General features: G+C 42.4%; 20 protein-coding genes. 10 read left to right on the forward strand and 10 right to left on the reverse strand.

The window, feature by feature from the left end; all coding sequences use genetic code 11:
• Positions 1-83: 83 nt before the first annotated feature.
• The 4 genes from ACFQZJ_RS08110 to ACFQZJ_RS08125 all read right to left on the reverse strand — a co-directional run bounded on the left by ACFQZJ_RS08110 (position 84) and on the right by ACFQZJ_RS08125 (position 3,585).
• Positions 84-440, reverse strand: a complete 357-nt coding sequence (locus ACFQZJ_RS08110; protein WP_379933717.1) for a helix-turn-helix domain-containing protein — start codon at positions 438-440, stop codon at positions 84-86.
• A gap of 26 nt (positions 441-466) precedes the next feature.
• Positions 467-736 carry a type II toxin-antitoxin system HigB family toxin gene (locus ACFQZJ_RS08115; protein ID WP_449288672.1) on the reverse strand — a complete coding sequence of 90 codons (270 nt, stop codon included), beginning with the start codon at positions 734-736 and terminating at the stop codon, positions 467-469.
• Positions 737-805: 69 nt separating this feature from the next.
• A complete protein-coding gene (nhaC, locus tag ACFQZJ_RS08120; protein WP_379933718.1) occupies positions 806-2,293 on the reverse strand; it encodes a Na+/H+ antiporter NhaC in 1,488 nt (495 codons plus the stop codon).
• Positions 2,294-2,361: 68 nt separating this feature from the next.
• On the reverse strand, positions 2,362-3,585 hold the full coding sequence (locus tag ACFQZJ_RS08125) for an aminotransferase class I/II-fold pyridoxal phosphate-dependent enzyme (RefSeq protein ID WP_379933719.1): 1,224 nt from the start codon (positions 3,583-3,585) through the stop codon (positions 2,362-2,364).
• 152 nt (positions 3,586-3,737) lie between these two features.
• Between ACFQZJ_RS08125 and ACFQZJ_RS08130 the strand changes: the two genes are divergently transcribed.
• Both ACFQZJ_RS08130 and lpdA read left to right on the forward strand, forming a co-directional pair.
• Positions 3,738-4,196, forward strand: coding sequence for an Lrp/AsnC family transcriptional regulator (locus ACFQZJ_RS08130; protein ID WP_379933720.1), 459 nt, complete (start codon positions 3,738-3,740; stop codon positions 4,194-4,196).
• A gap of 47 nt (positions 4,197-4,243) precedes the next feature.
• Positions 4,244-5,650, forward strand: coding sequence for a dihydrolipoyl dehydrogenase (gene lpdA, locus ACFQZJ_RS08135; protein WP_379933721.1), 1,407 nt, complete (start codon positions 4,244-4,246; stop codon positions 5,648-5,650).
• A 107-nt stretch (positions 5,651-5,757) separates the two neighbouring features.
• On the opposite strand, the gene ACFQZJ_RS08140 is transcribed toward lpdA, so the two are convergent.
• The gene (locus tag ACFQZJ_RS08140) at positions 5,758-5,988 is read right to left on the reverse strand and encodes a CDGSH iron-sulfur domain-containing protein (RefSeq protein ID WP_379933722.1); all 231 of its coding nucleotides are present in this window, start codon (positions 5,986-5,988) and stop codon (positions 5,758-5,760) included.
• A gap of 57 nt (positions 5,989-6,045) precedes the next feature.
• Positions 6,046-7,239 carry a heparan-alpha-glucosaminide N-acetyltransferase domain-containing protein gene (locus ACFQZJ_RS08145; protein ID WP_379933723.1) on the reverse strand — a complete coding sequence of 398 codons (1,194 nt, stop codon included), beginning with the start codon at positions 7,237-7,239 and terminating at the stop codon, positions 6,046-6,048.
• Positions 7,240-7,355: 116 nt separating this feature from the next.
• Here ACFQZJ_RS08145 and ACFQZJ_RS08150 point away from each other — a divergent pair, with 116 nt between their 5' ends.
• The 7 genes from ACFQZJ_RS08150 to ACFQZJ_RS08180 all read left to right on the forward strand — a co-directional run bounded on the left by ACFQZJ_RS08150 (position 7,356) and on the right by ACFQZJ_RS08180 (position 18,001).
• The gene (locus ACFQZJ_RS08150) at positions 7,356-7,892 is read left to right on the forward strand and encodes an NADPH-dependent FMN reductase (protein WP_379933724.1); all 537 of its coding nucleotides are present in this window, start codon (positions 7,356-7,358) and stop codon (positions 7,890-7,892) included.
• A 3-nt stretch (positions 7,893-7,895) separates the two neighbouring features.
• Positions 7,896-9,194: an anthranilate synthase component I family protein gene (locus ACFQZJ_RS08155; RefSeq protein WP_379933726.1), complete on the forward strand. Its 1,299-nt coding sequence runs from the start codon at positions 7,896-7,898 to the stop codon at positions 9,192-9,194.
• A gap of 347 nt (positions 9,195-9,541) precedes the next feature.
• Positions 9,542-10,855, forward strand: a complete 1,314-nt coding sequence (gene tilS / locus ACFQZJ_RS08160) for a tRNA lysidine(34) synthetase TilS (RefSeq protein WP_379933728.1) — start codon at positions 9,542-9,544, stop codon at positions 10,853-10,855.
• Positions 10,852-12,819, forward strand: a complete 1,968-nt coding sequence (locus tag ACFQZJ_RS08165; RefSeq protein ID WP_379933730.1) for a protein-disulfide reductase DsbD family protein — start codon at positions 10,852-10,854, stop codon at positions 12,817-12,819. The genes tilS and ACFQZJ_RS08165 overlap by 4 nt, the downstream gene beginning before the upstream one ends.
• A 280-nt stretch (positions 12,820-13,099) precedes the next feature.
• The gene (locus tag ACFQZJ_RS08170) at positions 13,100-15,493 is read left to right on the forward strand and encodes a penicillin acylase family protein (RefSeq protein WP_379933732.1); all 2,394 of its coding nucleotides are present in this window, start codon (positions 13,100-13,102) and stop codon (positions 15,491-15,493) included.
• 3 nt (positions 15,494-15,496) lie between these two features.
• Positions 15,497-17,032 (forward strand): YifB family Mg chelatase-like AAA ATPase, encoded by a 1,536-nt coding sequence (locus tag ACFQZJ_RS08175; protein ID WP_379933733.1) that lies wholly within the window; start codon positions 15,497-15,499, stop codon positions 17,030-17,032.
• A 411-nt stretch (positions 17,033-17,443) separates the two neighbouring features.
• A complete protein-coding gene (locus ACFQZJ_RS08180) occupies positions 17,444-18,001 on the forward strand; it encodes an acyloxyacyl hydrolase (RefSeq protein WP_379933735.1) in 558 nt (185 codons plus the stop codon).
• Between the two features lie 326 nt (positions 18,002-18,327).
• Here the strand turns inward: ACFQZJ_RS08180 and ACFQZJ_RS08185 are convergent, their stop codons facing one another.
• The 3 genes from ACFQZJ_RS08185 to ACFQZJ_RS08195 all read right to left on the reverse strand — a co-directional run bounded on the left by ACFQZJ_RS08185 (position 18,328) and on the right by ACFQZJ_RS08195 (position 20,950).
• Positions 18,328-18,756 carry a DUF6526 family protein gene (locus ACFQZJ_RS08185; protein WP_379933736.1) on the reverse strand — a complete coding sequence of 143 codons (429 nt, stop codon included), beginning with the start codon at positions 18,754-18,756 and terminating at the stop codon, positions 18,328-18,330.
• Between the two features lie 811 nt (positions 18,757-19,567).
• A complete protein-coding gene (locus tag ACFQZJ_RS08190) occupies positions 19,568-20,107 on the reverse strand; it encodes a hypothetical protein (protein ID WP_379933738.1) in 540 nt (179 codons plus the stop codon).
• A gap of 63 nt (positions 20,108-20,170) precedes the next feature.
• Positions 20,171-20,950: a 3-keto-disaccharide hydrolase gene (locus ACFQZJ_RS08195; RefSeq protein ID WP_379933740.1), complete on the reverse strand. Its 780-nt coding sequence runs from the start codon at positions 20,948-20,950 to the stop codon at positions 20,171-20,173.
• Positions 20,951-21,561: 611 nt separating this feature from the next.
• Between ACFQZJ_RS08195 and ACFQZJ_RS08200 the strand changes: the two genes are divergently transcribed.
• A complete protein-coding gene (locus ACFQZJ_RS08200; RefSeq protein ID WP_379933742.1) occupies positions 21,562-22,440 on the forward strand; it encodes an alpha/beta hydrolase in 879 nt (292 codons plus the stop codon).
• Between the two features lie 152 nt (positions 22,441-22,592).
• Here ACFQZJ_RS08200 and ACFQZJ_RS08205 read toward each other — a convergent pair whose 3' ends face one another.
• Complete coding sequence (locus ACFQZJ_RS08205; RefSeq protein ID WP_379933744.1) at positions 22,593-23,708, reverse strand: pyridoxal phosphate-dependent aminotransferase; 1,116 nt, start codon at positions 23,706-23,708, stop codon at positions 22,593-22,595.
• Positions 23,709-23,773 lie beyond the last annotated feature (65 nt).

A 23,773-nucleotide genomic window follows, 5' to 3' on the forward strand; every position in this document is an offset into this window, starting at 1 on the left:
CAAACCCCGGATCAGTCAACAAGTCATATAGCGCTAGCCTATCGGCGCGCCATATGCTTAGTTATTATCTGCTGGCTTTTCCGCTAGTAGTCTTGAACCAATACTTCTGTAGGGATTTGTAGGGTAGAACTTAATTTTCTGATCATGTTCAAGGTCAGTTTGCGTTTCCTGTTAAGGATTTCACTCACCCGGCTTGTAAATCCGACTACCTCGGCCAAGTCCTTCTGTTTCATTCCCATTTGTTCCATACGGAACTTGATGGCCTCTATTGGGTCGGGCATTCCGATCGGATAATGCTCGTCCTCGTATTTTTCGATCAGGATGGATAGTACCTCCGCCTCGTCTCCTTCGGGAGTGTCCACCTCGGCGTGGAAAATCTTATCCAATCTCTTTAGTGCCTGATTGTAGTCCTCTTCGGATTTTATTGCTTTTATGTCCATATCAAATATTGTTTGCGTCGATTTTGTCATATTCTTTGTGGGTTCCGATAAATTCGGATGAACACCCATTTTCTTGGAAAGTTGATTTCGGTTAACAAACGGAATTTGTTCCCGCATATATTGAATACCACTCGGCTGTTTTTAAGGATGCCTGCGGACAGGTATTTTTCCTTTATCTGGTTCGGATTTTCCCAATCGGCCTTTGAGGCCTCTCTATACCATGAGGATAATTGCTGCTCCGATTCAGGATTTTTCTCCCAATATTCCCGCAATGTTCTTTTAGCTATAACCGTCAATTTACCATTTTGGTATTAAAGACAATAAAACAACTCCCAAAACGGTAATATTTTTTAGCTTGCAGCTACCTATTCGCTAACCTTATCGGCCAATTGTTTGATCTTGATTCCCAGTCCTGCAAAAATCAAGGTCATTATAGGGCTTAACCAATTAAAGATCGCAAACATGAAGTATTCGCCTACACTTACGCCCAACACCCCACTATGATAGGCGCCACAGGTATTCCACGGCACTAACACGGAGGTTACCGTACCGGAATCCTCTAAGGTTCTACTTAGGTTTTCTGGCGCCAGACCTTTGTCCTTGTAAGCTTTTGCGAACATTTTACCGGGCACTACGATAGCCAAGTACTGGTCCGACGCCGTTACGTTCAATGCCAAACAGCTGGCAACCGTACTTGCAAAAAGGCCAAACGTACTCTTTGCTAAGCTAAGCAGCGCAGCACTGATTCTTGCCAAAGCGCCGATTCCGTCCATAATGCCACCAAAAACCATAGCACATACGATAAGCCATATCGTACCAAGCATACCGGCCATTCCTTTTGCTGCGAACAGGTCTGTTAAGGCTTCATTATCCGTTGGTATCTCGGTGCTTACGGTAATGGCCTTTAATATGCCTTCATAACCGGATTCAAAGGTCAGTTCTTTCGCTTTGGTGATGCCCGCTACAACATCCGGTTGAAAAAATAGTGCGAATGCACCACCTAAAAGTGTTCCGATAAGCAGGGCCGCCAGTGGAGGTGTTTTCTTCACTATTAAAAAAATCACAACAATTGGCACCAGAAAAAGCCACCCACTAATGTTGAAACTTGCTTCTATCGACCTTAAAATACCATCTATATCCGCGGTTCCGGATGTATCTAGGTTCAGTCCTAAGATAATAAAAACGGTCAACGTAACTAAAATGGTAGGTACGGTCGTAATGGTCATGTATTTTATATGGCTGAACAATTCACCTCCTGCCATAGCCGGAGCCAAGTTTGTAGTATCGCTCAAAGGAGAAAGTTTATCTCCAAAATAGGCGCCGGAAAGGGCCGCTCCTGCCGTCATACCCAAGGAAATCCCCAAAGCATCTCCAATACCTATCAAAGCTATGCCTACGGTAGCGGACGTGGTCCAGCTACTGCCGGTAGCGACTGATATTATGGCACAGATAATCACACAGGCCGCAAGAAAGATAGTTGGATTCAAAATTTGGAGTCCGTAATAGATCATGGCCGGGATAATTCCGCTGATCAACCAAGTTCCTGCTAATGCGCCTACCATTAAAAGTATAAGTAGTGCGCCGGTGGTAGATTTGACATTTTCGGCCACTTCGGCAATCATAGTCTTATAGGAAACTTTGTTCCTGAATCCTACGATAGCTGCAACGGCACCACCTAATAAAAGTACAAACTGATTGGAACCGCTTAAGGCGTCATCTCCAAAGACATACACATTGTAGGCCAACATGCCTACTAGAACTATTACAGGAATCAACGCCTCCCATATACTCAACGCTTTGTTTTCGACAATGGTTTCGTTCTGTCTATGTTTATTCGGGTTTTGCTTGGCCATTAAATTTTGTTTGGTTATCCCGTAATATTACAACTTATGAAACGGATGTGCAAACAGAACAAAAGGTGTTATTTACGGAGTGTAATTTTATCCACTATAATTCCCAGCTGCTCCATACAGTCTTTCATCTGTTCGTAGGTTCTTTGGATATCGTTGTCCAATCCTATGGAGAAACGGATCAAACCGTCTCCCAAGCCCATTTCCTTTTGTTCTTCTATGGGAATTTCGGAAGAGGTAGAACTGCCCGGCGCACTGAACAGGGTTTTGTAGAATCCTAGACTAACGGCCAAATAGCCCAATTTTTTGTCTTGCATCAGTTCCATTAGCGCATTGGCTTGTTCCAGAGACCCCACATCTAGCGTTAGCAGACCGCCAAAACCATATTGTGGGTTCATTTGTTCTTTCATTTTCAAATGGCCCGTGTGGGTGGGAAGTCCGGGGTAAACGACCCGTAATCCGTCAGCTTCAAATTTTTGGGCAAGAAAAAGGGCGTTTTCACTGTGCTTTTGTATCCTGATGTGCAGGGTGCGCATATTTTTTAGGATGGATGCGGCGCGCTGACTGTCCAACGTACTGCCCAATAACATTCCGGCACCATGGTTCACGTCTTTTAGGCTAAGGCAGAAATCCGTTGTACCGCAAACAACACCTGCAACACAGTCACTTGTTCCGTTGATGAACTTGGTTAAGCTATGGATAACGATATCCGCACCCAAGGAAACCGGACGGATCGTAAGGGGAGAGAAGGTATTGTCAACTACTAACGGAATGTCTTGCTGATGGGAAATCTTGGCCAGGGCAGAAATATCGGCAACCTCCAATAGGGGATTGCTGACGCTCTCGCAATAGATCATTTTTGTTTTTGGCGTTATGGCCCTGGCCACGGCATCCATATCCGTAATATCGACGAACGATGTTTCTATAGCGAACTTTTTTAGGAAATTCTTCATAAAGGCATAGGTGCCTCCGTAGATAGTCCTACTGCTTACGATATGGTCACCTGCGTTACATAATTGAAGGATTACGGCCGTAATGGCGCCCATTCCGCTTGCGGTAACGTTGGCGCTCTCGGTGCCTTCCAAGGCGGCCAATGCCTCCCCTAGATACAGGTTGGAAGGTGAGGAGTGACGACTGTACAGATAGCAGCCTTCGGTATTACCTTCAAAGGTATCGAACATGGTCTTGGCCGATAAAAAGGTATACGTAGAGGAATCGGAAATGGAAGGGTTTACACCGCCATACTCTCCAAAATACTGTAAATCCTGTAAATCGTTCGCTGCTTTCCTGCTCATAATAGTATATTTTATAGGTAAACTTACTTTTTTGTGGATTAATTGTCAATGTTAAATCGGTTAAATGGATTTTAAAACTATTATTTAGGTATTTTTAGAAAATAAAACTGATTTGGGGAGCGTTTTGTCCTTAGAAAAGAAATCCTTTCATTATGAAGTTAGACAGTACCGATAAACAATTGATACGCTTGTTGCAGGACGATTGTAAAAAGACCACCAAGGAATATGCACTTCATTTGCAATTATCAACGACAGCGGTCTATGAACGCATTAAACGTTTGGAAAAAACGGGTACTATAAAGGCTTATGTCGCCTTAGTGGAGAAGGTCAAGGTAGCTAAAAACTTTACCGTATTCTGTCATATAAAACTGGTGCAGCATACGAAAGACAATATCAGGCAATTTGAGCGGGAAGTGGTGCAATTGACCGAGGTGGTGGAGTGTTACCACTTAAGCGGCGATTATGATTATCTTCTAAAAATCGTGGTCAAGGATATGGAGGACTATCGTAATTTTATGGTTTCCAAGCTTACTGCCATTAACCATATTGGGAGCACCCAGAGTTCGTTTACTATAAAAGAGGTTAAGCATTCTACGGCAATCCCGCTTTAAAAACAGAAAATAGTATTAATTTTACAGCAATTTGAAAAATAGAAAATATGAATCAATATGATGTAGCCGTAATAGGCTCTGGACCTGGAGGATATGTAGCTGCGATCCGTTGTGCCCAGTTAGGAATGAAGACCGCGATAATAGAAAAATATGACACCCTAGGGGGTACCTGTTTAAATGTTGGTTGTATACCTTCCAAGGCCTTGTTGGATTCTTCTCATCATTATGAAGACGCCGTAAAGCATTTTGAGAATCACGGGATAGAAATTCATGGGGAAATCAAGATCAATCTTGAAAAAATGATCGGTAGAAAGCAGGCTGTTGTGGATCAAACGACCAAGGGTATTGAATTCTTGATGGATAAAAATAAAATTGAAGTACTCCACGGTTTGGGAAGCTTTAAGGACGCCACCCATGTCCATATCGCAAAAGAGGACGGCAAAGTGGAAACGATCGGCGCTAAGAACATTATTATTGCTACGGGGTCCAAGCCTTCTACACTTCCTTTTATTACCGTAGATAAAGAGCGAATTATAACCTCTACCGAAGCACTGAAATTAAAGGAGATTCCGAAACACATGATCGTTATCGGTGGTGGTGTTATTGGGCTGGAACTTGGACAGGTATACAGAAGATTGGGTGCAGAAGTTACGGTGGTTGAATATATGGACCGCATTATCCCTACTATGGATGCCGCGCTCTCCAAGGAACTGATGAAGGTGCTTAAAAAGCAAAAAGTGAAATTCGCACTGTCACACAAGGTGAAATCCGTGGAACGTAAAGGCGACAAGATTACGGTAAAGGCAGACGACAAGAAGGGCAAGGAGGTTGTTTTTGAAGGGGATTACTGCCTGGTTTCCGTGGGAAGAAGTGCGTTCACCAAAGGATTAAATTTAGAAGCGGCCGGCGTTGAGTTGGACGATCGTGGCAGGGTAGCGGTAGATGGTCATTTGAAAACCAGCGTGGATAACATATATGCCATTGGCGACGTGGTAAAAGGCGCCATGTTGGCACACAAGGCCGAAGAAGAAGGTACCTTGGTGGCAGAGCAATTAGCGGGACAAAAACCCCATATCGATTACAATTTAATACCCGGTGTGGTCTATACTTGGCCAGAGGTTGCCGCTGTAGGCAAGACCGAGGAACAATTAAAGGAAGCCGGTGTGGCCTATAAAGTTGGACAATTTCCCATGCGTGCCTTGGGCCGTGCCAGGGCAAGTACGGATATTGACGGATTTGTAAAAATACTCGCCGATAAAGAAACGGACGAAGTCTTGGGCGTACACATGATCGGTGCCCGTTGTGCGGATTTGATTACCGAGGCAGTTACCGCCATGGAGTTCCGGGCATCTGCCGAGGATATTGCACGCATGAGCCATGCGCACCCCACTTACGCAGAAGCAGTAAAGGAAGCAGCTTTGGCAGCAACGGAAGACCGTGCTTTGCATATTTAAACGTAGCTAAGACTTTAGTCAACACTGTGTATATTAACAAAAAAAGCAGCCCGAAAACGGCTGCTTTTTTACTTTTAAAACTTCAAAAATTTTAACTTGACTAAAGACTAATTCTTATGGCTCCCATCACAATAGGGAGGATTACTTGTCTTCTTACATGTACATAAAAAGGCCGATTTATCTTCTGTTACGCTAAACCCCAAAGAAGGCGGTTTGTTATGTGCTCTATGTGCACCATCGCAAAAGGGCTGGTTGGCACTGTGGCTGCAGGTACACCAAGCGTATCTTTTGTCTTTTTCTAATTCTACTTGAATGGGAGAGTAGTTGTTATCGCTCATTTTTATTATTTTTTTGGACAAATTAAGCCAAAGAAGCGACAACTAAAACAGCGCAGCTCAATTCTTAATGAGTCCAAATAATTTGGCCAGCTTTAGGGAGAGGTTACGCAGGGTGCCAAAACCGTATATCAGTCCATTTTCAAGGGCTAGTCTGGCACTGTTGAAATAGGAACGCATCGTTTTTTTAATGGATATTTTGTTGTCCTCATAACGTAGGGCCAAATAGGAGCACAATACCATGAAGAGTATCGCTCCGCTTACCGCAATGTAAGGGCTAACGGAGTGGTTAAAGAAACCGTAGAGTCCAAGCCCCGTAAAGCTACCATAGAGTACTACGAAATGGATAACATAGATAGACAAGGTGCTCTGCCCCAAGCGCAGCAAGGTCTTATTGGTAAGGAAACTTCTGAATAACATGAACAGGGCAAAGACCAAAAGAACGTCGCCCAGACGGATAAAAAGATAGTTGTTATAAAATATATCGGCAAACAATGACGTACCCGTGGCCCGCGAAAGTGCCCAAAAAGCATCCGAGGAATAGAAAATGAGTAAGATGCCAAAAGCAGTGCAGACCATAATAGCCATTGGATATAGGTACTTATAATACTTGTATTTATGAAAAAGTACAGCGGTAAAACTACCAAAAGTGGCATAGCCCAACCAGGGTAAAATAGTGAATACGGAGCCGTTCGCTTTTGTAAAATAGTTGGCGATCCATTGCGGAAGCCACTGAAAACTGGCCGATTTGTACCAGGGTTCAAAAAGGAACAGCACCAAGGTGGTGGCCACTAAAACTGCAGGCAGCAGCCATTTCTTGCCGTTGGCCGTAATCAAGTAAAATCCGATAATGGCAAGAATGGATAGACCTATACAATGCAGCACGTCCACCAAATAAAAAGAACTGTACACTTCTCCTTTAAAGAGCCCAAAAATATTTAATCGAAGGAGGTAGCCAATGGCCAGCAACTCCAACCCACGTCTGATTCCTTTTTTTATCCTAGGGTTGTCCCACCCTATTTCTGGTACTTTTATTAATAAATAAGTAAAAATAAAACCCGAAACGGTAAAGAATACCGGAGCGGTGATACCCCTAAAGTATTTCCAGATACCGAACAGTAGGTTGGAATCGTTACGAAAGGCGTTGTCCAACAAGCCATCTATAAAATGACCTTGTAGCATCATTAGGATTGCCCATGCGCGAATGGCATCAATAAAATATAGGCGTGTATTTTTGGTGTTTAATTTGGTCATACTAGTGCTATATACTTCAATACGAGTACGTTTGGACGTTCCGGTCGGCAAAATTAGACAAAATACTGGCAACAAAGCGGTATTTGAGGTATTTTCGTAATTCAAAAAAAAGTCACATGTCATATATATTAGGATTCGCAGGAAGCAATTCGTCCACTTCCATAAATTACCAGCTGGTGCGCTTTACGGCATCCTTGGTACAAAATAATGAAGTAAACCTGCTAAACATGGCCAAACATTCCTTTCCCATGTTTAGCGAGGACTATGAAAAAGAAAGGGGCCATCCGGATGCAATCGTTTCCTTGAGCAAGAACATACAAGGAGCGGCAGGAATCATCTTATCTGTAAACGAACACAACAGTAATCCATCGGCCTATTTTAAAAATGTGATAGACTGGCTTTCTAGGGTGGATAGGGATTTTATTAGGGATACCAAGGTATTCCTAATGGCCACATCTGGCGGAAAGCGTGGGGCGCAGAGTTCATTGGAAGTATCCGACAAATTGCTTTCACGTTTTGGTGCTATTGTGACGGATACGTTTTCCCTCCCCGGTTTTGCGGATAATTTTGATGTGGATAAAGGTATTTTAGATACGCCCTTGGCTGCCGAACACGCAAAAAAACTTCAGTCTTTTTTAGATGCAATCCGCTAGTTGTTGAGAACTACCATTTGTTTTACTGTTGCCGATGTTCAAGGGTTTAAGGATGCGCTCCTGGAGTGGTCCCGCCAGTACCATGAGGTGGCTTGGTTGGATAGTAACGGACATAAAAGCTCTTATAGTTCCTTTGACGCGCTCTTGGCCGTGGACGGACTTACAGGAATTTCTACCGATGCACAACATGGTTTTAAAGACCTGTCCGAATTCCAAAGCCAAGCGAACGACTGGATTTTTGGCTACCTATCCTACGACCTTAAAAATGATGTAGAGTACCTGTCCTCTAAAAATTATGATGGTGCGGAATTTCCGGAACTCTATTTTTTTCAGCCCAAAAAAATAATTAGTATGCAGGGGGAAAAGGTCGAGTTCTGTTATCTAAATATGGTAGCCGATGAAATAGAAACCGATTTTGAGACCGTGACCAAGGGAACATTTCGGCCCGAGGAAGTGAATGCTTCGGTTGGTGCCGTACATATTAAAATGCGAATTTTTAAGGACGAGTATTTTTCCAAGGTCAACAGGATGCTGTCCCATATTCACAAGGGGGATATCTATGAGGCCAATTTTTGTCAGGAATTTTATGCCGAGAACTTGCAGATCGATGCCATAAGGACCTACAAAAAACTCAATACCATTTCAAAACCACCGTTTGCCACGTATGTTAAACTTTTCGATAAACATTTGCTGTGTGCCAGTCCGGAACGGTATTTAAAAAAAACAGGAACAAAAGTAATTTCCCAACCCATAAAAGGCACCGCCCCCCGTTCTAAACATGATGAAATTGATGCCCAACTTATCAGTAATCTACAAACAGATGAAAAGGAGCGGTCCGAAAATATTATGATCGTAGATTTAGTACGGAACGATCTTTCCAAAAGTGCTCTAAAAGGAAGTGTTGTGGTTGAGGAGCTTTGTAAGGTCTATTCTTTTGACCAAGTACATCAAATGATCTCTACGATATCGGCGACTGTGCCAGATGATGCCGACCCCATAAAATTGCTCAAAGAAACTTTCCCCATGGGCAGCATGACCGGTGCGCCTAAAGTGAGTGCCATGAAGATTATAGAGGAACTGGAATCCTTTAAACGAGGCCTGTACAGTGGGGCAGTAGGCTACTTTACACCCGAGGGCGATTTCGATTTTAATGTGGTCATTCGTAGTATTCTATACAATGCAACCAATAAATATGTGTCCTACGCAGTAGGCAGTGCCATTACGGCCAAATCGGTTCCCGAAAAGGAATACCAAGAATGCCTATTAAAGGCCAAGGCCATGCGGCAGGTGTTAGAGGAGTAGGGGCAAGGTGTTAACTGCAAATACAAAAATCAAACACAAACTAAATGAGCAAGCCCGCCCCCCGCAGGAGAGTTCAAGTGTCAAAATATAAACTACGCCCTACCTGCTTATTTCAACAGATTGCCACATCGCTTTAACCTTTCTAAATCATTTCAACCTTCGTTCCGCTCCTCGTAAAAACGAACAACCAAATTTAGTCCGCCACTTAGTACTTATTACTGCCACTGCTAATTGCTACCTGTCCTACTGCCCACTTTTTTGCTTTCTACTAGCCTCTAATGCCTCACACCTAAATCCGCAGGTATAAAATCTCAAGCCTAACCTAACCAAATCCTTACCTTTGCCAAATGCTTACCAAGTTTAAAGCACATATAGACCTAAATTTTCCTTTACTCCCAAATAACAGGGTGCTGATCGCCTGTAGTGGGGGTCTGGACAGTGTGGTGTTAAGTCATTTATGTCATGCGGCCGGGCTTACTTTTGCCATTGCACACTGTAATTTTAGATTGCGCGGAAGGGACAGTGATGCCGATGAAGCTTTTGTCAAGGAATTGGCCCAGCAACTTGGGGCTGAGGTTTTAGTTACCCATTTTGATACGCTTGGTTTTGTGAACCAACAAAAGGTTTCCGTACAAATGGCGGCTCGTGAACTTAGATATACTTGGTTTGAAGAGCTTTTAGAAACCCATGGTTTTGAAAAAGTGCTAACGGCCCATCACTTGGACGATGCGCTAGAAACTTTTCTTATCAACTTATCAAGAGGTACGGGAATAGACGGACTCACAGGCATGCCGGAGCAAACGGAAACTATTGCCCGTCCGCTTTTGAAGTTCTCTAGAGTAGAACTCTTAGCCTATGCAAAAGCAAACGGATTAACGTGGAGAGAAGATGCCAGTAATGCCGACGTTAAGTATTTACGCAACAAAATTCGTGCTGAGGTAGTTCCAGCACTAAAGGAATTGCATCCCAACTTTTTGGAGAATTTTAAAAAGAGCATAGGCTATTTGGATCAGTCCGCCATTATTGCCGAAAACCATATCGCCCAAATTAAAGATACTTTGTTTCTTCCTAAAAACGGATTATTTAAAATAGCCATTGGACGATTAAAAGAACTAAATCCGTTGGAGGGCTACCTCTACGGACTCTTTAAGGACTATGGTTTTACGGATTGGGAAAACCTTACCGATTTGTTGGGGGCGATGAGCGGAAAATATATGGAATCCAGTACGCACAAATTGTTAAAAGATAGGGAGTATCTCTGGCTTTCGCCTCTGGTCGGTACCACTCAGGGTAATGAAACCTACACGATTGCGAGAGAGGACACCAAGTTGACGGAACCCATACCAATGGAACTTTTGGAAGTACCCGAAAGAAATGAGAACACCGCAACTATAATTTATGTGGATAAAAATGCGTTAAAGTATCCGTTACAGGTAAGGAAATGGAAAAAAGGCGACTATTTTTATCCTTTGGGTTTCAAAGGGAAAAAGAAGTTGGCAAAGTTCTTTAAGGACGAGAAAGTGCCTGTAGCCCTAAAGGAGCGACAATGGCTGCTCTGTTCCGGCGAGGATATTGTTTGGATTATAGGAAAAAGGGCCGATGAACGCTTTAAAATTAAAGACGATACAAAGGTGGTTTTAAGAATAGAAGTGAAGTTATGAGATTAGTAATTTTAAGTATTTTCTTTGTTGCGTTACCCTTTTTTGGACTGGCTCAGGACGATGAAAACCCAGTAGTGTGGGAAACCAAAGTAAATCAACTTTCCGATACGGAGTATGAGCTTATTGTAGAAGGTAAGATCTTTGATGGTTGGTACGTCTTTTCCCAGTATACGGCGGAAGGCGGTTCCTTGCCTAGCGAATTCACTTTTAAGGAAGTAGGAACGGATTATGAACTTGTGGGGACTGCGGAAGAAAGCAAAACGGTGACCGAATACAGCGAAATTTTTGAAGTAGAGGAAACCTTTTTTAGGAAGGAAGCAATCTTTACCCAAAAGATAAAACTAATAAACCCGGATGTATCACAAATAAAGGTCAACCTGTTTTATCAAGTCTGTAAGGATGTCTGTATTCCCGCGGATATCGATTTTGTGTTTTCGCTAAACGGAGAGGCTGTCGCAACCAACGATGTCTTAAGCGTAGACGACCGGAGCAAGGCACTTTCAGCGGTTTTGAAATTGGACCTTAAAAATAAGGAACTGCTTACCCAGGGACAGGAAGAGATTGGAGCAAGTACCAGTTTATGGGTCATTTTTGCTTTGGGATTTCTAGGAGGGCTCATCGCCTTGCTTACGCCTTGTGTATTTCCAATGATTCCATTGACCGTATCCTTTTTTACCAAGCATTCCCATAAAAAATCCAAAGGCATCGCGAATGCTTTGCTCTATGGCTTTTTCATTGTATTGATTTACTTTTTGTTAAGTCTACCTTTCCATTTGTTCGATTCGGTAGACTCGCAAATCCTTAATACCATTGCCACCAATGTATGGCTCAATCTGGCCTTTTTTGCCATTTTTGTCTTTTTCGCTTTTTCCTTTTTTGGATATTATGAACTAACGTTGCCTAGCTCATGGGCCAATAAAATGGACGCTGCCTCCTCTAAAGTAGGCGGAGCTTTGGGTATCTTTTTTATGGCGGTTACTTTGGCGATTGTTTCGTTCTCCTGTACGGGACCTATTTTGGGCGGACTTCTAGTAGGAACGACCTTGGCAGAGGGCGATGTGGCCATTAACCTAACCGCAGGTATGACCGGTTTTGGCGTGGCGCTCGCCTTGCCTTTTGCTTTGTTTGCCCTATTTCCTGCGTGGTTAAATTCCCTGCCGAAGTCCGGAGGATGGATGACTACGGTAAAGGTAGTACTGGGTTTCCTGGAACTGGGTCTGGCCCTAAAATTCCTTTCCAATGCCGATTTAGTGGGGAATTGGGGTATTTTTAAAAGGGAGATTTTCCTAGGGATATGGATCCTGATTGGCCTGCTCATGACCTTGTACCTATTTGGAATAATACGATTTCCACACGATGGACCAAAACAAAAATTAGGCTTGGGCAGAAAAGTTACGGCCATTCTTAGTGCCGCGTTTACCGTCTATCTTATCCTTGGGGTAAGCAAGGTATCCAACCTCAAATTATTAAGTGGGTTTCCACCTCCGGAATTCTACAGTGTTTTTGAGCAGGAAAGCGACTGTCCCTTGGGCATTGAATGTTTTAAGGACTTTGAAGCAGGTCTGGCGCATGCTAAAGAAATCAATAAACCTATCTTACTCGATTTTACCGGATGGGCCTGTGTCAACTGCAGGAAAATGGAGGAGAACGTATGGAGCGAACCTGATATTTTCCCCATCCTTAAAAATGATTATGTGCTTATTTCCTTATATGTCGATGACCGAAAAGAGCTCCCAGAGGCGGAGCAGTTCAATTTTCAATATGCATCTGGCCGTGTAAAGCGCATCGAGAACATTGCACAGAAATGGGGAACTTTTCAGGATATTAACTTCAATGCAGTTTCCCAACCGTTTTATGTGTTGCTTTCACCCGATCTTGAGGTACTCAATTCGTCTATTCAAAATAGTGATTCGGACACCTACAGGAAGTGGCTTTTAGAAGGGCTTCGGAATTTTAGGGAGTAGCTTCGTCAAAAGCTTTTAGATAGTCACCTTTAATGTATCATTCTGGGGGAAATTCCTCGCCTTCAGGCGACGACTTTTGTAGCCCCCCCCGAATAGTTATCGGTCAATAGTTATTTGTTATTAGGTCGTAAAATTTGGGGTTTCGGTTCTTTAGTCGCCTTTAGGCGAAATAAAACCCATCGGTCTTTAGCCGATGGTAGTTTAGTAAAATACAGGGCTACACGCTTTTTTTGTCAAAATTTAGTCATACCTTCGGCACGTTATCCCCCTAAATATAGATATGAAAACGCTGAAGAAAATAGGTTTTATTTTACTGGTATTGGTTATTGTAATAGCCATAACCGGTGTAATTTTTATCCAAACTTTAAAACCGGAGTATTCCGGTAACAAAACCCTGCCAAAACTACAACATGAGGTGCAGGTGTACTATGATACTTACGGGATACCGCATATCTATGGAGCAACGCAGGAAGATGCCTTTAGGACCTTGGGTTATGTGCATGCGCAAGACCGACTTTGGCAGATGGAACTCTTACGTAGAATAGGAAGTGGTGGACTATCGGAAGTTTTTGGTGCTGATTTATTGGATACCGATAAATTTTTCTTGGCCTTGGGCATCGATGACGCCTCGGTGGTAACCGTATCCAAGTTGGATAAGAACAAGGAAGCCGTAAAAGTAGCTCAGGCCTACTTGGATGGTGTCAATCAATTTATTGCAGATGGGCCAACACCGGTGGAGTTTTATTTAACAGGTATCGATAAGACCCAATTTTCTTTAAAGGATATGTACAACACCATGGGGTATATGGCCTTTAGTTTTGCCATGGCCCATAAGACAGACCCACTACTTACCAATATAAAGGACAAATTGGGACCTGCTTACCTTGCCGATTTGGAAATAGCTTCGTCAACAGATCTAGAGTGGATAAAGAATTATCACCAAAAACCGGCGGACTCTATTCAAAATACGATTGCATCCCTAGTTTCAGATGCGCTTGGAGAATTGAATTTACCTCTGTTCGAGGGCAGTAATAGTTGGGTTTTGGCACCGGACAAAACAAGGAACGGAAAAGTAATTTTTACGAACGATCCCCATATTGGTTTTGCACAGCCCTCGGTCTGGTTCGAGGCGCACATAGAAACGCCCAGTTATTCCAAGTACGGTTACCACATGGCGGGCATTCCCTTTCCCGTTTTAGGTCATGACCGAAACTTGGCCTATGGGGTTACCATGTTCGAGAACGACGATGTAGATTTTTATTTTGAGGAAAACAACCCCTCCAACCCAAACGAATACAAAACCGTAAATGACTGGAAAGCCTATGAAATCGTTAACAAAACCATAACCGTTAAAGATGCGGAGGATGTTTCTTTTTCCTATAAGAAATCGGTTCATGGGCCTGTTTTAAACGGAATTGCGGATCAGGTTACCGGTGAGCGCCCTATAGCCATGTCTTGGGCATATACCCAGATGGAAAACGAGGTTATAGATGCGTTCTATGGTATTAGTCAGGCTAAGAACCTATCGGAATTCAAGAAGGCCCTGCCCAAAATTCATGCACCCGGACTAAATATGATGTATGGCGATGCAGAGGGAAACATTGGTTGGTTTGCCAGTGCCCAACTTTATGAAATACCGGACAGTGTAAACACCAAACTGGTTTTTGAACCCGGTACCGGTCTACCCTTGGATAAAACACTGTTGGATTTTTCCAAAAACCCACAAGCTGTAAATCCGCCATGGAACTATGTATATTCTGCCAACAATCAGCCCGATTCCATTGCCGGCATGTTGGTCCCCGGTTATTATCTTCCCGAGAACAGGGGCAAGCGTATCGTTGATCTTTTGGAGCCAAAGAACGATTGGGATTTGGATAGCGCCAGTGAAATGATCTTGGACGTAACATCTTCGGTCAACCCGGAAATTGTTCGGGAATTGGTCAAGAAAATAGATATTTCGGTACTTAGTGAATTACAGCTAAAGGCTTTGGACGAACTAAATGTATGGCAGGGCGATTATCCTCTGGAAAGCGTTGCGGCAACCATATTTACCCGATGGGAATATTTTCTACTGAAGAACACCTTTAAGGACGAGTTGGGCGAAGAACAGTTTACACAGTTTTTAAGCACCCATTTTCATAAAAGGGTGATTGCTCCCATGTCGGAGAAGTCTAGCTCTGTTTGGTGGGACAATGTGAATACATCGGACACCAAGGAGACCGCCGAGATGATTGTACAGGACGCATTCCTAAAGGCACTAACTTCTTTGGAAAATGATTTTGGTGCTGATTTATCCGCATGGACATGGGGCAAGGTACATACACTTGAACATCCACATCCGATCGGACAAGTGGAGGCCTTGAAGTCCTTCTTTAACGTGGGGCCCTTTCCGGTACACGGAACCCGGGAGGTAATCAATAATATGTATTTTGGCTATGATGGCACGAGAATGTACAAGACTAGTTCAGGACCTTCAACACGCAGGGTAATCGATTTCTCAGATGTGGAAAACAGTGTGAGTATCCTGCCTACGGGTCAGTCCGGAAATCCGTTTAGCAAACATTATAAGGATCAGTCACAATTGTATATCGATGGCAAATTTCGAAAAATGATGATGAACAAGGAAGAAATACAAAACTCCCAAGAAATCCTTATTTTTAGTCCAAAGGAATAAAGAATGCTTACAAAGGTGTACGGGAGTGCCGTTTTTGGGGTGGAAGCCACGACGATAACGGTTGAGGTAAATATTGATAAGGGTATAGGTTATCACCTTGTAGGACTCCCCGATAATGCCATCAAGGAAAGTAATTATAGAATAGCTGCCGCGCTGCAGAACAACGGCTATAAAATCCCCGGTAAGAAAATAACCATAAACATGGCACCTGCCGATCTTCGAAAGGAAGGTTCCGCTTACGACCTTACGTTGGCATTGGGTATTTTGGCGGCATCTAGTCAGATACAGTCGGAGGAAATAGAAAAGTACATTATAATGGGGGAACTGTCGCTAGACGGTAGTTTACAGCCCATAAAAGGAGCCTTGCCCATTGCGATAAAGGCACAGGAAGAAGGCTATACAGGCTTTATTCTGCCAAGCGAAAATGCTAAGGAAGCCGCTATAGTGAACGACTTAAAGGTGTACGGTGTCGATAACATCAAACAGGTATTGGAATTTTTTGATCAAGGCACGCCTTTAGAGCAAACCATTATAGATACCCGGGCCGAGTTTTATAAAAGCCTTGATTTTCCCGAGTTCGATTTTTCCGATGTAAAAGGACAGGAAAGCATTAAACGCTGCATGGAAATTGCCGCTGCAGGTGGACATAATATTATCCTGATCGGGCCTCCCGGTGCCGGTAAAACCATGTTGGCCAAGCGATTGCCTTCCATCTTACCGCCCATGACCCTGCATGAAGCCTTGGAAACTACCAAGATACATAGTGTCGTGGGAAAGATAAAAAACATGGGTTTAATGAACCAACGGCCGTTCCGTAGTCCGCATCATACCATTTCTGACGTTGCCCTTGTTGGCGGTGGTTCCTACCCGCAACCGGGCGAGATTTCACTTTCTCATAATGGCGTATTGTTTTTGGATGAACTACCGGAATTTAAACGAGGGGTGCTGGAAGTATTGCGCCAACCTTTGGAAGACCGTGAAGTTACGATTTCAAGGGCACGGTTTACGGTAACCTATCCGAGCAGTTTTATGTTGGTGGCCAGTATGAATCCGAGTCCCGGAGGCTATTTTAACGATCCGGATGCTCCCGTAACCTCTTCTCCGGCAGAAATGCAACGGTATTTGAGCAAGATATCCGGACCTTTGTTGGACCGTATCGATATCCATATCGAAGTAACGCCAGTACCCTTTGAGAAATTGTCCGAGGACCGAAAAGGGGAGGGGAGTGTAGAAATCCGCAAAAGGGTAACACAGGCCAGGGAAATCCAGACCCAACGGTTTAGAGAACTGGAAAACGTGCATTACAACGCCCAAATGAACACCAAACAGATACGGGAGTTCTGTCGTTTGGACGAGGCCTCCAAATCACTCTTAAAAAATGCCATGGAGCGCCTAAACCTCTCTGCACGCGCCTACGACCGTATTTTAAAAGTAGCCAGGACCATTGCCGATTTGGCCAACGAAGCCGAACTGAACGGGAACCATATCGGAGAGGCGATACAGTACAGAAGTTTAGATAGAGAGGGGTGGTTGGGGTAGAAGCCCGCTCCGCCCCCGATGGGGGAACTTTAATTCCCCTGCTGACGCGAGCAGAACTGGAACAGCAGAGGGCTTGTGCGAGCTTCGCGCTCGTAACGTCATCAAGAAGCAGGGCCGAGTAAAAGAGTTGAATAAGACGTAAAAAATAGTTGAGAAAAACAAAGGTTAAAAATTAATAAAATAGAAAGGCAAAGCTTTGTGCGCACGAGCGTGACGCTCGCGCTGGCTGGGGATTTAAAACGAAATTATTTAAACTTTCATTTGCATCCGTTCTTGTAGCCTCAAAATCGGGAGACTTTGCGGAGCCGGAAATGATTTTGCTCTTGTGGGCATCAATTAAAAATCATCGCCAAAGGGAGCAATAACCATAACCGTTACAATAATATATTTTGATCTAAGTTTTTGATAGGTATGAGGAATATTATAATAGCAGGTGTAATACTAGTTTCCGGTATAACGCAGGCCCAGTTTGTAAAGGAAAAATCTATAAACGTTCAAATTGGTTATGGCCTAAGCATTCCTTATAACAGTATGGATACGATAGGGGATGACGGTTTTTATGCTCAGGGAGAACTCGTTCTAAAGATAACTTCGTGGTTTCAGTTAAGACCTTATGCGGGTGTTGTATTTACGAACTCTAACGGTACAACGTTAGGTGGTAAACCTACTAACGAACTAGCGGAGTCTAATGCTTTTCTGCTCGGTGGTAAATTCCGTTTACGTGCTCCAATACCGTATGTTGCCCCATATGTTGAACTTGGAATAGGGACATCGGTCGGAAAATTTCAAACAAAGACCTTTTTTGATAATGTGACTTCCAAAGGTTTTATCTACCATATTCCTTTCTCGATTGGATTGGAGCTTGGTAAGAATAACAATGTTGATATAGGGTTAACTTACTATGCACAACCACAAATAAGGCAGTTTGTTGGTGCATTTGCGTTTGGGCTGTCTTTCCCACTAGATTAAATCAAAAGGCTTATAATAGAGCTAGTTTCCAACCAGTTCCAAAAAGAGTTGTTCATAACAAGCTTTTGTAAAAACCCTCTAGAGTCAGTTTGCAACTGATGCTTAACCGAGTAAGAAAACCACCAAAGTATCTATGCTGCCCCTGCTAGCGCAAGCGTCACGCTTGTGCCGTCATAAGTAAGTCTCCATTAACAACCTTTTACAACTTATCCCCCGCTACCGCCAACTTGCAGCTGGTTCGGTTACAAGTCAACTACTAGTTAAATTAAAAAGCCACGCTTTCGAAATTTGAAAGCGTGGCTTTTTGTGTAGTTGATTAGTACAATTCAAACCCTGTAAAAATCTGGTCTCCAATTTTTTATCAGCATTTTTATTTCTTTATTGGTTAAGTTTTCCTTAACTGCTTTTTCCACTAAGGGTAAAAACTCTTCATCACTTGCAAAACGCAGGGCTATGATTTGGGATATGTTTAGTTTTTTGGGGAATAATTTGCCCGTTAGTACATAATACCTCAAATTTTCCTCTGCTTTTATGGCTCTGTCCTGGGCTTTTAAAGGAAAGCTACGAACATACCATGCCATAATCAAAAATATAATAGCGATCAGTACTACCAAAGAGGCCAAATACAGGTTGTCACTACTGCTACGAATAAGATTGTTTACAGCCCCGATCAATAAAGCAAGTATCCCAATAAACAAGAGTCCATGAAACCCTTTAACGAGTTTACCATGATTTTTAAAATTCTGTTCTTTCATTTTTAAAGTTTGAGTTAAAGATAATGGTAATAATAACAAGTGCGTATCTAACAACTAGGGAAATCAAAAAACTGGTATACCTGCTAGTGGTCTTTACTTGGTTCACGAGAATTCGGGGTATTTGAAATTAAATTTAGAATGCTCTGCGCTACCTGAGATATATGCCCAGTAGGACATCCAGAAACCAGCGGCTGTAAAATAGAAGAAAAGAAATAGAATAAGTTAATACTTGTCTACGCTCAAAATTGGTCGTATAACAACGGTAATTTCTACGTATTCAAACCTAGTAATTATGAAGTTAAAGTAATAGGGTAACTAAGATTGTTTGGCTCTGTCAATCTCGTTGAGAATGGCTATAATTATTAAAACCATTACTACAAATGACATTACTATTTCTGAAACACTTAATGTGAATATGTCCATTAGTTAAATATTGTTCAATGAAAACGCCCTAATTCATGGCTTATTATACAGCTATTTAAAAAAATGGTTTTAAGTTTTATTCATTTCATAAGATGCTTGCCCTTTTAAAATAGCGAGACAATAAATGCTATGAAATAATGAGCGTTACAATACCAAATGTTAAGGCTAAGTTGCACAATTCCGATAAGGGTCGGCATATATGCCACGTTTTTGGTACATTAGATTCCCCAACGCTCTGGCATCTTCAAGCAAGCGTTTTCAAATAGGTAGACTATTTATATTTTAATAGCTATACTAAGCAAAACCCCATGCGCGGTAGTAGGCTAATCTGATACCAACTTTACTCGAGGTTTTAAAAATTGTTTTGGTTTTGGAAGGGATTGTTAATTTAGTCCAACAACTCCCATTCTTCTTTGGTGGCTCTGGTTTTTTGGTATTCCATGACCATCAGCCAAGTGGTACCACGTTTTACGAGTAGTGCATCAAAATGTATATATTGTTTTGGACTTTCGGTACCGGTGCCATCGTTGGATCGGAAGGCAAAAATCCCTGTTTCATGCGCTGTAGTTTCATCACCTACCCGCTGCAAAAATCGAAACTCCACGCTATTCTGTGTTTTGCCTGATTTGGTGTCAATGAAATCTTGCTTCCAATTTACTAGTGCTTTGGTGATGGACATAGATAATTTTTTTTCACCGGTAGTAAATACAACGACCGCATCTTCATGGTAAGTAGCCTTATACCCTTCAAAATCTCCCTCGTGTACAGTTCGAGAAACCTCATTCCAAAAGGTGTTCAGTTCTACTAGCCGCAATGAGTCGTTTAGGATTTGTGTTTCAGCCCTTGGAGCGCCATTAGGGTTGCTTGCGTAGGAATATGTAATTAACAGTATAAAAACTAGACTAAAAATTGTTATGTTTTTTTTCATGGGTATGGTTTACTGGGAACACGTCTATTTTTTGGTTTCCGTTAGTTGATTTTAAAACCTCTTTTAAAAATTGGTATTTGCTTTCTTTAGGTTTAGCTCTTTGATCCAAATATTCCGGTACAGTACATCATGCCCTTCGGCCTGTAATTTTATACCGCCTGGAGCATCCGTTAGTTCAACACCACCGTCCAAACCGGAGTTAACGCCGCCCCACACCTTATCAATGGGGAAATTTTCATGTACTTTTTTACCGTTAAAGTAAACGGTTGCCCTGGCCTTTTCGGTGCGGATCCCATTTTTAAACCGCGCTGCGCGAAACCTAACGTCGTAGGCGTTCCATTTACCAAGGCCGTTGTACGCATGGTAGGGCGATTCGGATTCATTGATAATGGCGCCCATACCGTGTTTGGTGCTGTCGCCGTCCAACACTTGAATTTCATATCGGTTTTGTAGGTAAACGCCACTATTTCCTCCTTCGTTGACAATCAAGAATTCTACGTGAAGCCTAAAATCGCGGTATTTGGTTTTGGTAACGATATCCGCCGCGCCGTACTTTCCATCGGCTGCGGCCGGGTCGTTGCTATTGACCGCGTTGCCGTCATCTACCGGGTCTTTTTCTATTTGCCATTTAATAGGTAAGGTAGCGGCCAATCTTGGTCCTTCCCAATAGGTCCAGTTTTCATCCAAAAGAGCTCTAGAACCATCAAATAGAATAGAGGCATCTTTAGGTACTTGGGCGGCCACACCTATATGTTTAGCCTTTTGGCCGTGTACGCCAATAGTTAATAACATAAATGTAAGGATGCCTGGGATACATGGTACTTTTTTTAAAAATTGCTTCATGTTTTTGTAAGTATTTGTGGAAGTTGTTTTGTGATGCTAGGAATATAAAAAATTGATTTTAAAATGCTTACGTGGTAATACTGGAACAAGGTAGTCAATTATCCCTTATTTTGGTTTAAGAAAAAGAGGAGTTTTAGTCTGGTATAATCTTGTTTTTAAGGTAAAAAAGAAGTGTATGCCATAACCACAAAATAGGGTGCCGCAACATGGATAGTGCTATCCAAGTCATTTTTGCCTTGAAGTGTAAAGTAATTGGATATATGAATCCACTGCGTTATTCATGATACTATATGCCGAAGTAAAATCTGACTTTTAATGAACGATACCCACGTATTGAAAAGGTTTTGTTATCTTAACGCTACAAAGTATGAAAGCATTGGTCGGTTTATACCAATTTAAGTTTTGAATCTCGTATTGAAAATTTGAATTATTTTTTTCTCAGTTTAGGAATGAAATCCAAGCATGGCATTAGCTATGGTTCTATTTTAAGACGATAAATGAGTAAAAAAGAAACTTGTTTTGTGCGACATCTAGAATTTAAATTGGTAATACCCCAACAACTCAAAAATTGATGTACTGATGCTACCAGCGATTAAAAAAAACCACCCATCATGAAAAAACATATTTTATTTGTACTGCTATGTACCATTACTTGTACTCTTTTTGCCCAAAGCAAGGTATTGGAAAGCTTACCTATGAAAAGCGAACTATTGAGCACGGATATTCATTACTCGGTCTATTTACCAGATGGTTATGCACATTCTGAACGCCATTATCCGGTGGTATATCTTCTAAATGGCTATACCGGTAACGAAACGGACTGGATAGAATCCGGAGGTATGCAACACATCGTAGACCATGAAATTGCAGAAGGAAACATCCAAAAAATGATCATTGTAATGCCAGACGGGGATGATAGGCTGTATATGAACAGAACGGACGGCACCTATCCTTATGAGGATATGTTGATCAAGGAGTTGCTGCCCTATATTAAAAGTACTTACCGTGTTCGTGAGGGGAAACGCTATACGGGCATTAGTGGTCTCTCCATGGGAGGCGCTGGTTCTTTAAAATTGGCTTTAAAGTACGATAAAATCTTTGGTGCTTGTGCCGCATTCAGTTCTGCCGTGTTTACCGAGGAAGAGGTAACGGATTCCGAACAAGAGGGTATGGATGGTTATGTAGCTAAAGCAATGCCGGATATGGTGGGTAAAAAAGGTAAAAAAAGACTGAACAAAAGCTATGAGGCTTATGACGTGCTCCACCTGGTGAAAACCAAAGATCCAGCACTCTTAAAAACGGTAAAACTCTATTTTGACTGTGGAGACGATGATTTTCTTACCTTGGGAAATGCCGAATTGCATAAAGAACTTACCCTAAGAAAAATACCGCATGAATATCGCGTTCGAGATGGTGCGCACACGTGGCCTTTTTGGCGCGAGTCGTTACCCATTGGATTAAAGTTTATCAGTGATTCTTTTTGGAAATAGCATTGTGCTAGGCAATCAGTATCTAAATCCTGCACGGAGATTGCCAAAGGGAGCGCTATCTAGCTAAGTAGATCTCTTAAAGTGCTAATACATTTGTTAAAAATGATTTGTATCGCTACGCTTCGCCCAAGGTCGTCATTAGCAAGTTAAGATTATCCCATTACTTTTCGCAAGGCTTTGTCAAAAAGAGCCATATCGTCCATTGTGCCGGTACTTATGCGTGCCCATTCGTAAAATGGGGGGAATGGTCTTCCGATCTGTACGTTTTCCTTTTCCATTTCGGGTATTAGTTCATCGATATGCCTTCCTGTTTTAAAGAAAACAAAATTGGTATGCGACTCAATGTACTCTAAGCCTAGGTCTTTCAAGGTTTTATAAACAGCACTTTTTGCCTCCATATTTTTAGCGATGCTAAACTTGTAAAACTCATCATCTATTAGGGCTTCCTTTGCCGCTTCTATAGCGAGGATATTGGTCATGGCCATGATGTTTTTCCTAAGCCTTGCCGCTATATCCGGTCTAGCGATCAAATACCCTATCCGTATTCCGGCCAAGCCATATACCTTGGAAAATGTTTTGGAGACGATTACGTTCATATTCTCCTTTACCAGGCTTACCATGGAAGGATAATCGGGGTCCGTAATAAAATCGTAATAGGCCTCATCGCTAAAAACCATGGTTTTCTTGCTTACCGATTGGCAAAAATCCTTGAGTTTGTTTTTGTCCAATAAAGTGCCTGTCGGATTGTTTGGATTACAAATGAACACCAATCCAGTTTTGGAGCTAATTCTGCGTTCCATCTCATCCAGGTCATGTCCCATCTGTTCATCAACCGGAACACGATGTATGTGTGCCCCAAAATTTTCTGCATAGGTCATCAAGGATTGAAACGTAGGCTCCGCAGCAACGATTTCTCCGCCGTGAAGGCCATAAGTCAACCCCGCAGCTTTAAGACCTTCTGTAGACCCTCCTGTAACAACGATATGTTTGGTGGAGACTCCTTCTTTTTCCGCAATCTGCTCCAATAAAGGCTTGAAAACCATTGACGGATATCTGCATGCGATATCAAATGCCTCCGTAATTTTTTTACGTACCGCTTTGGATGGGCCAAAGGGATTTTCGTTGGAATTTAATTTGGCCATTGGTTCCAAGGCAGTCTTATTATTGCTAGGCAGGTCCATGGCCATGGTACTTAATCCCCCTAAAAAAGTAAAACCGCTGGAAAGTCCTGCAGTTTTTAGCCATTGTCTACGATCAAAATTGTTCATATTAACTGAATTTTGGTTTAAGATACGATAATCTGGAATAAAGCGTGGTAATTAAAAAATACCTG

The sequence above is a fragment of the Maribacter chungangensis genome (assembly GCF_042676845.1).
In the GTDB taxonomy this organism is placed as follows: domain Bacteria; phylum Bacteroidota; class Bacteroidia; order Flavobacteriales; family Flavobacteriaceae; genus Maribacter; species Maribacter chungangensis.

Excerpts from the sequence above, each read along its gene's own strand:
- ACFQZJ_RS08140 (WP_379933722.1), bottom strand. The coding sequence starts at position 5,988 with ATGAGCGATAACAACTACTCTCCCATTCAAGTAGAATTAGAAAAAGAC.
- nhaC (WP_379933718.1), bottom strand. The coding sequence starts at position 2,293 with ATGGCCAAGCAAAACCCGAATAAACATAGACAGAACGAAACCATTGTC.
- ACFQZJ_RS08145 (WP_379933723.1), bottom strand. The coding sequence starts at position 7,239 with ATGACCAAATTAAACACCAAAAATACACGCCTATATTTTATTGATGCC.
- ACFQZJ_RS08165 (WP_379933730.1), top strand. The coding sequence starts at position 10,852 with ATGAGATTAGTAATTTTAAGTATTTTCTTTGTTGCGTTACCCTTTTTT.
- lpdA (WP_379933721.1), top strand. The coding sequence starts at position 4,244 with ATGAATCAATATGATGTAGCCGTAATAGGCTCTGGACCTGGAGGATAT.
- ACFQZJ_RS08125 (WP_379933719.1), bottom strand. The coding sequence starts at position 3,585 with ATGAGCAGGAAAGCAGCGAACGATTTACAGGATTTACAGTATTTTGGA.
- ACFQZJ_RS08170 (WP_379933732.1), top strand. The coding sequence starts at position 13,100 with ATGAAAACGCTGAAGAAAATAGGTTTTATTTTACTGGTATTGGTTATT.
- tilS (WP_379933728.1), top strand. The coding sequence starts at position 9,542 with ATGCTTACCAAGTTTAAAGCACATATAGACCTAAATTTTCCTTTACTC.
- ACFQZJ_RS08130 (WP_379933720.1), top strand. The coding sequence starts at position 3,738 with ATGAAGTTAGACAGTACCGATAAACAATTGATACGCTTGTTGCAGGAC.
- ACFQZJ_RS08180 (WP_379933735.1), top strand. The coding sequence starts at position 17,444 with ATGAGGAATATTATAATAGCAGGTGTAATACTAGTTTCCGGTATAACG.
- ACFQZJ_RS08185 (WP_379933736.1), bottom strand. The coding sequence starts at position 18,756 with ATGAAAGAACAGAATTTTAAAAATCATGGTAAACTCGTTAAAGGGTTT.
- ACFQZJ_RS08175 (WP_379933733.1), top strand. The coding sequence starts at position 15,497 with ATGCTTACAAAGGTGTACGGGAGTGCCGTTTTTGGGGTGGAAGCCACG.
- ACFQZJ_RS08205 (WP_379933744.1), bottom strand. The coding sequence starts at position 23,708 with ATGAACAATTTTGATCGTAGACAATGGCTAAAAACTGCAGGACTTTCC.
- ACFQZJ_RS08195 (WP_379933740.1), bottom strand. The coding sequence starts at position 20,950 with ATGAAGCAATTTTTAAAAAAAGTACCATGTATCCCAGGCATCCTTACA.
- ACFQZJ_RS08150 (WP_379933724.1), top strand. The coding sequence starts at position 7,356 with ATGTCATATATATTAGGATTCGCAGGAAGCAATTCGTCCACTTCCATA.
- ACFQZJ_RS08200 (WP_379933742.1), top strand. The coding sequence starts at position 21,562 with ATGAAAAAACATATTTTATTTGTACTGCTATGTACCATTACTTGTACT.
- ACFQZJ_RS08190 (WP_379933738.1), bottom strand. The coding sequence starts at position 20,107 with ATGAAAAAAAACATAACAATTTTTAGTCTAGTTTTTATACTGTTAATT.
- ACFQZJ_RS08110 (WP_379933717.1), bottom strand. The coding sequence starts at position 440 with ATGGACATAAAAGCAATAAAATCCGAAGAGGACTACAATCAGGCACTA.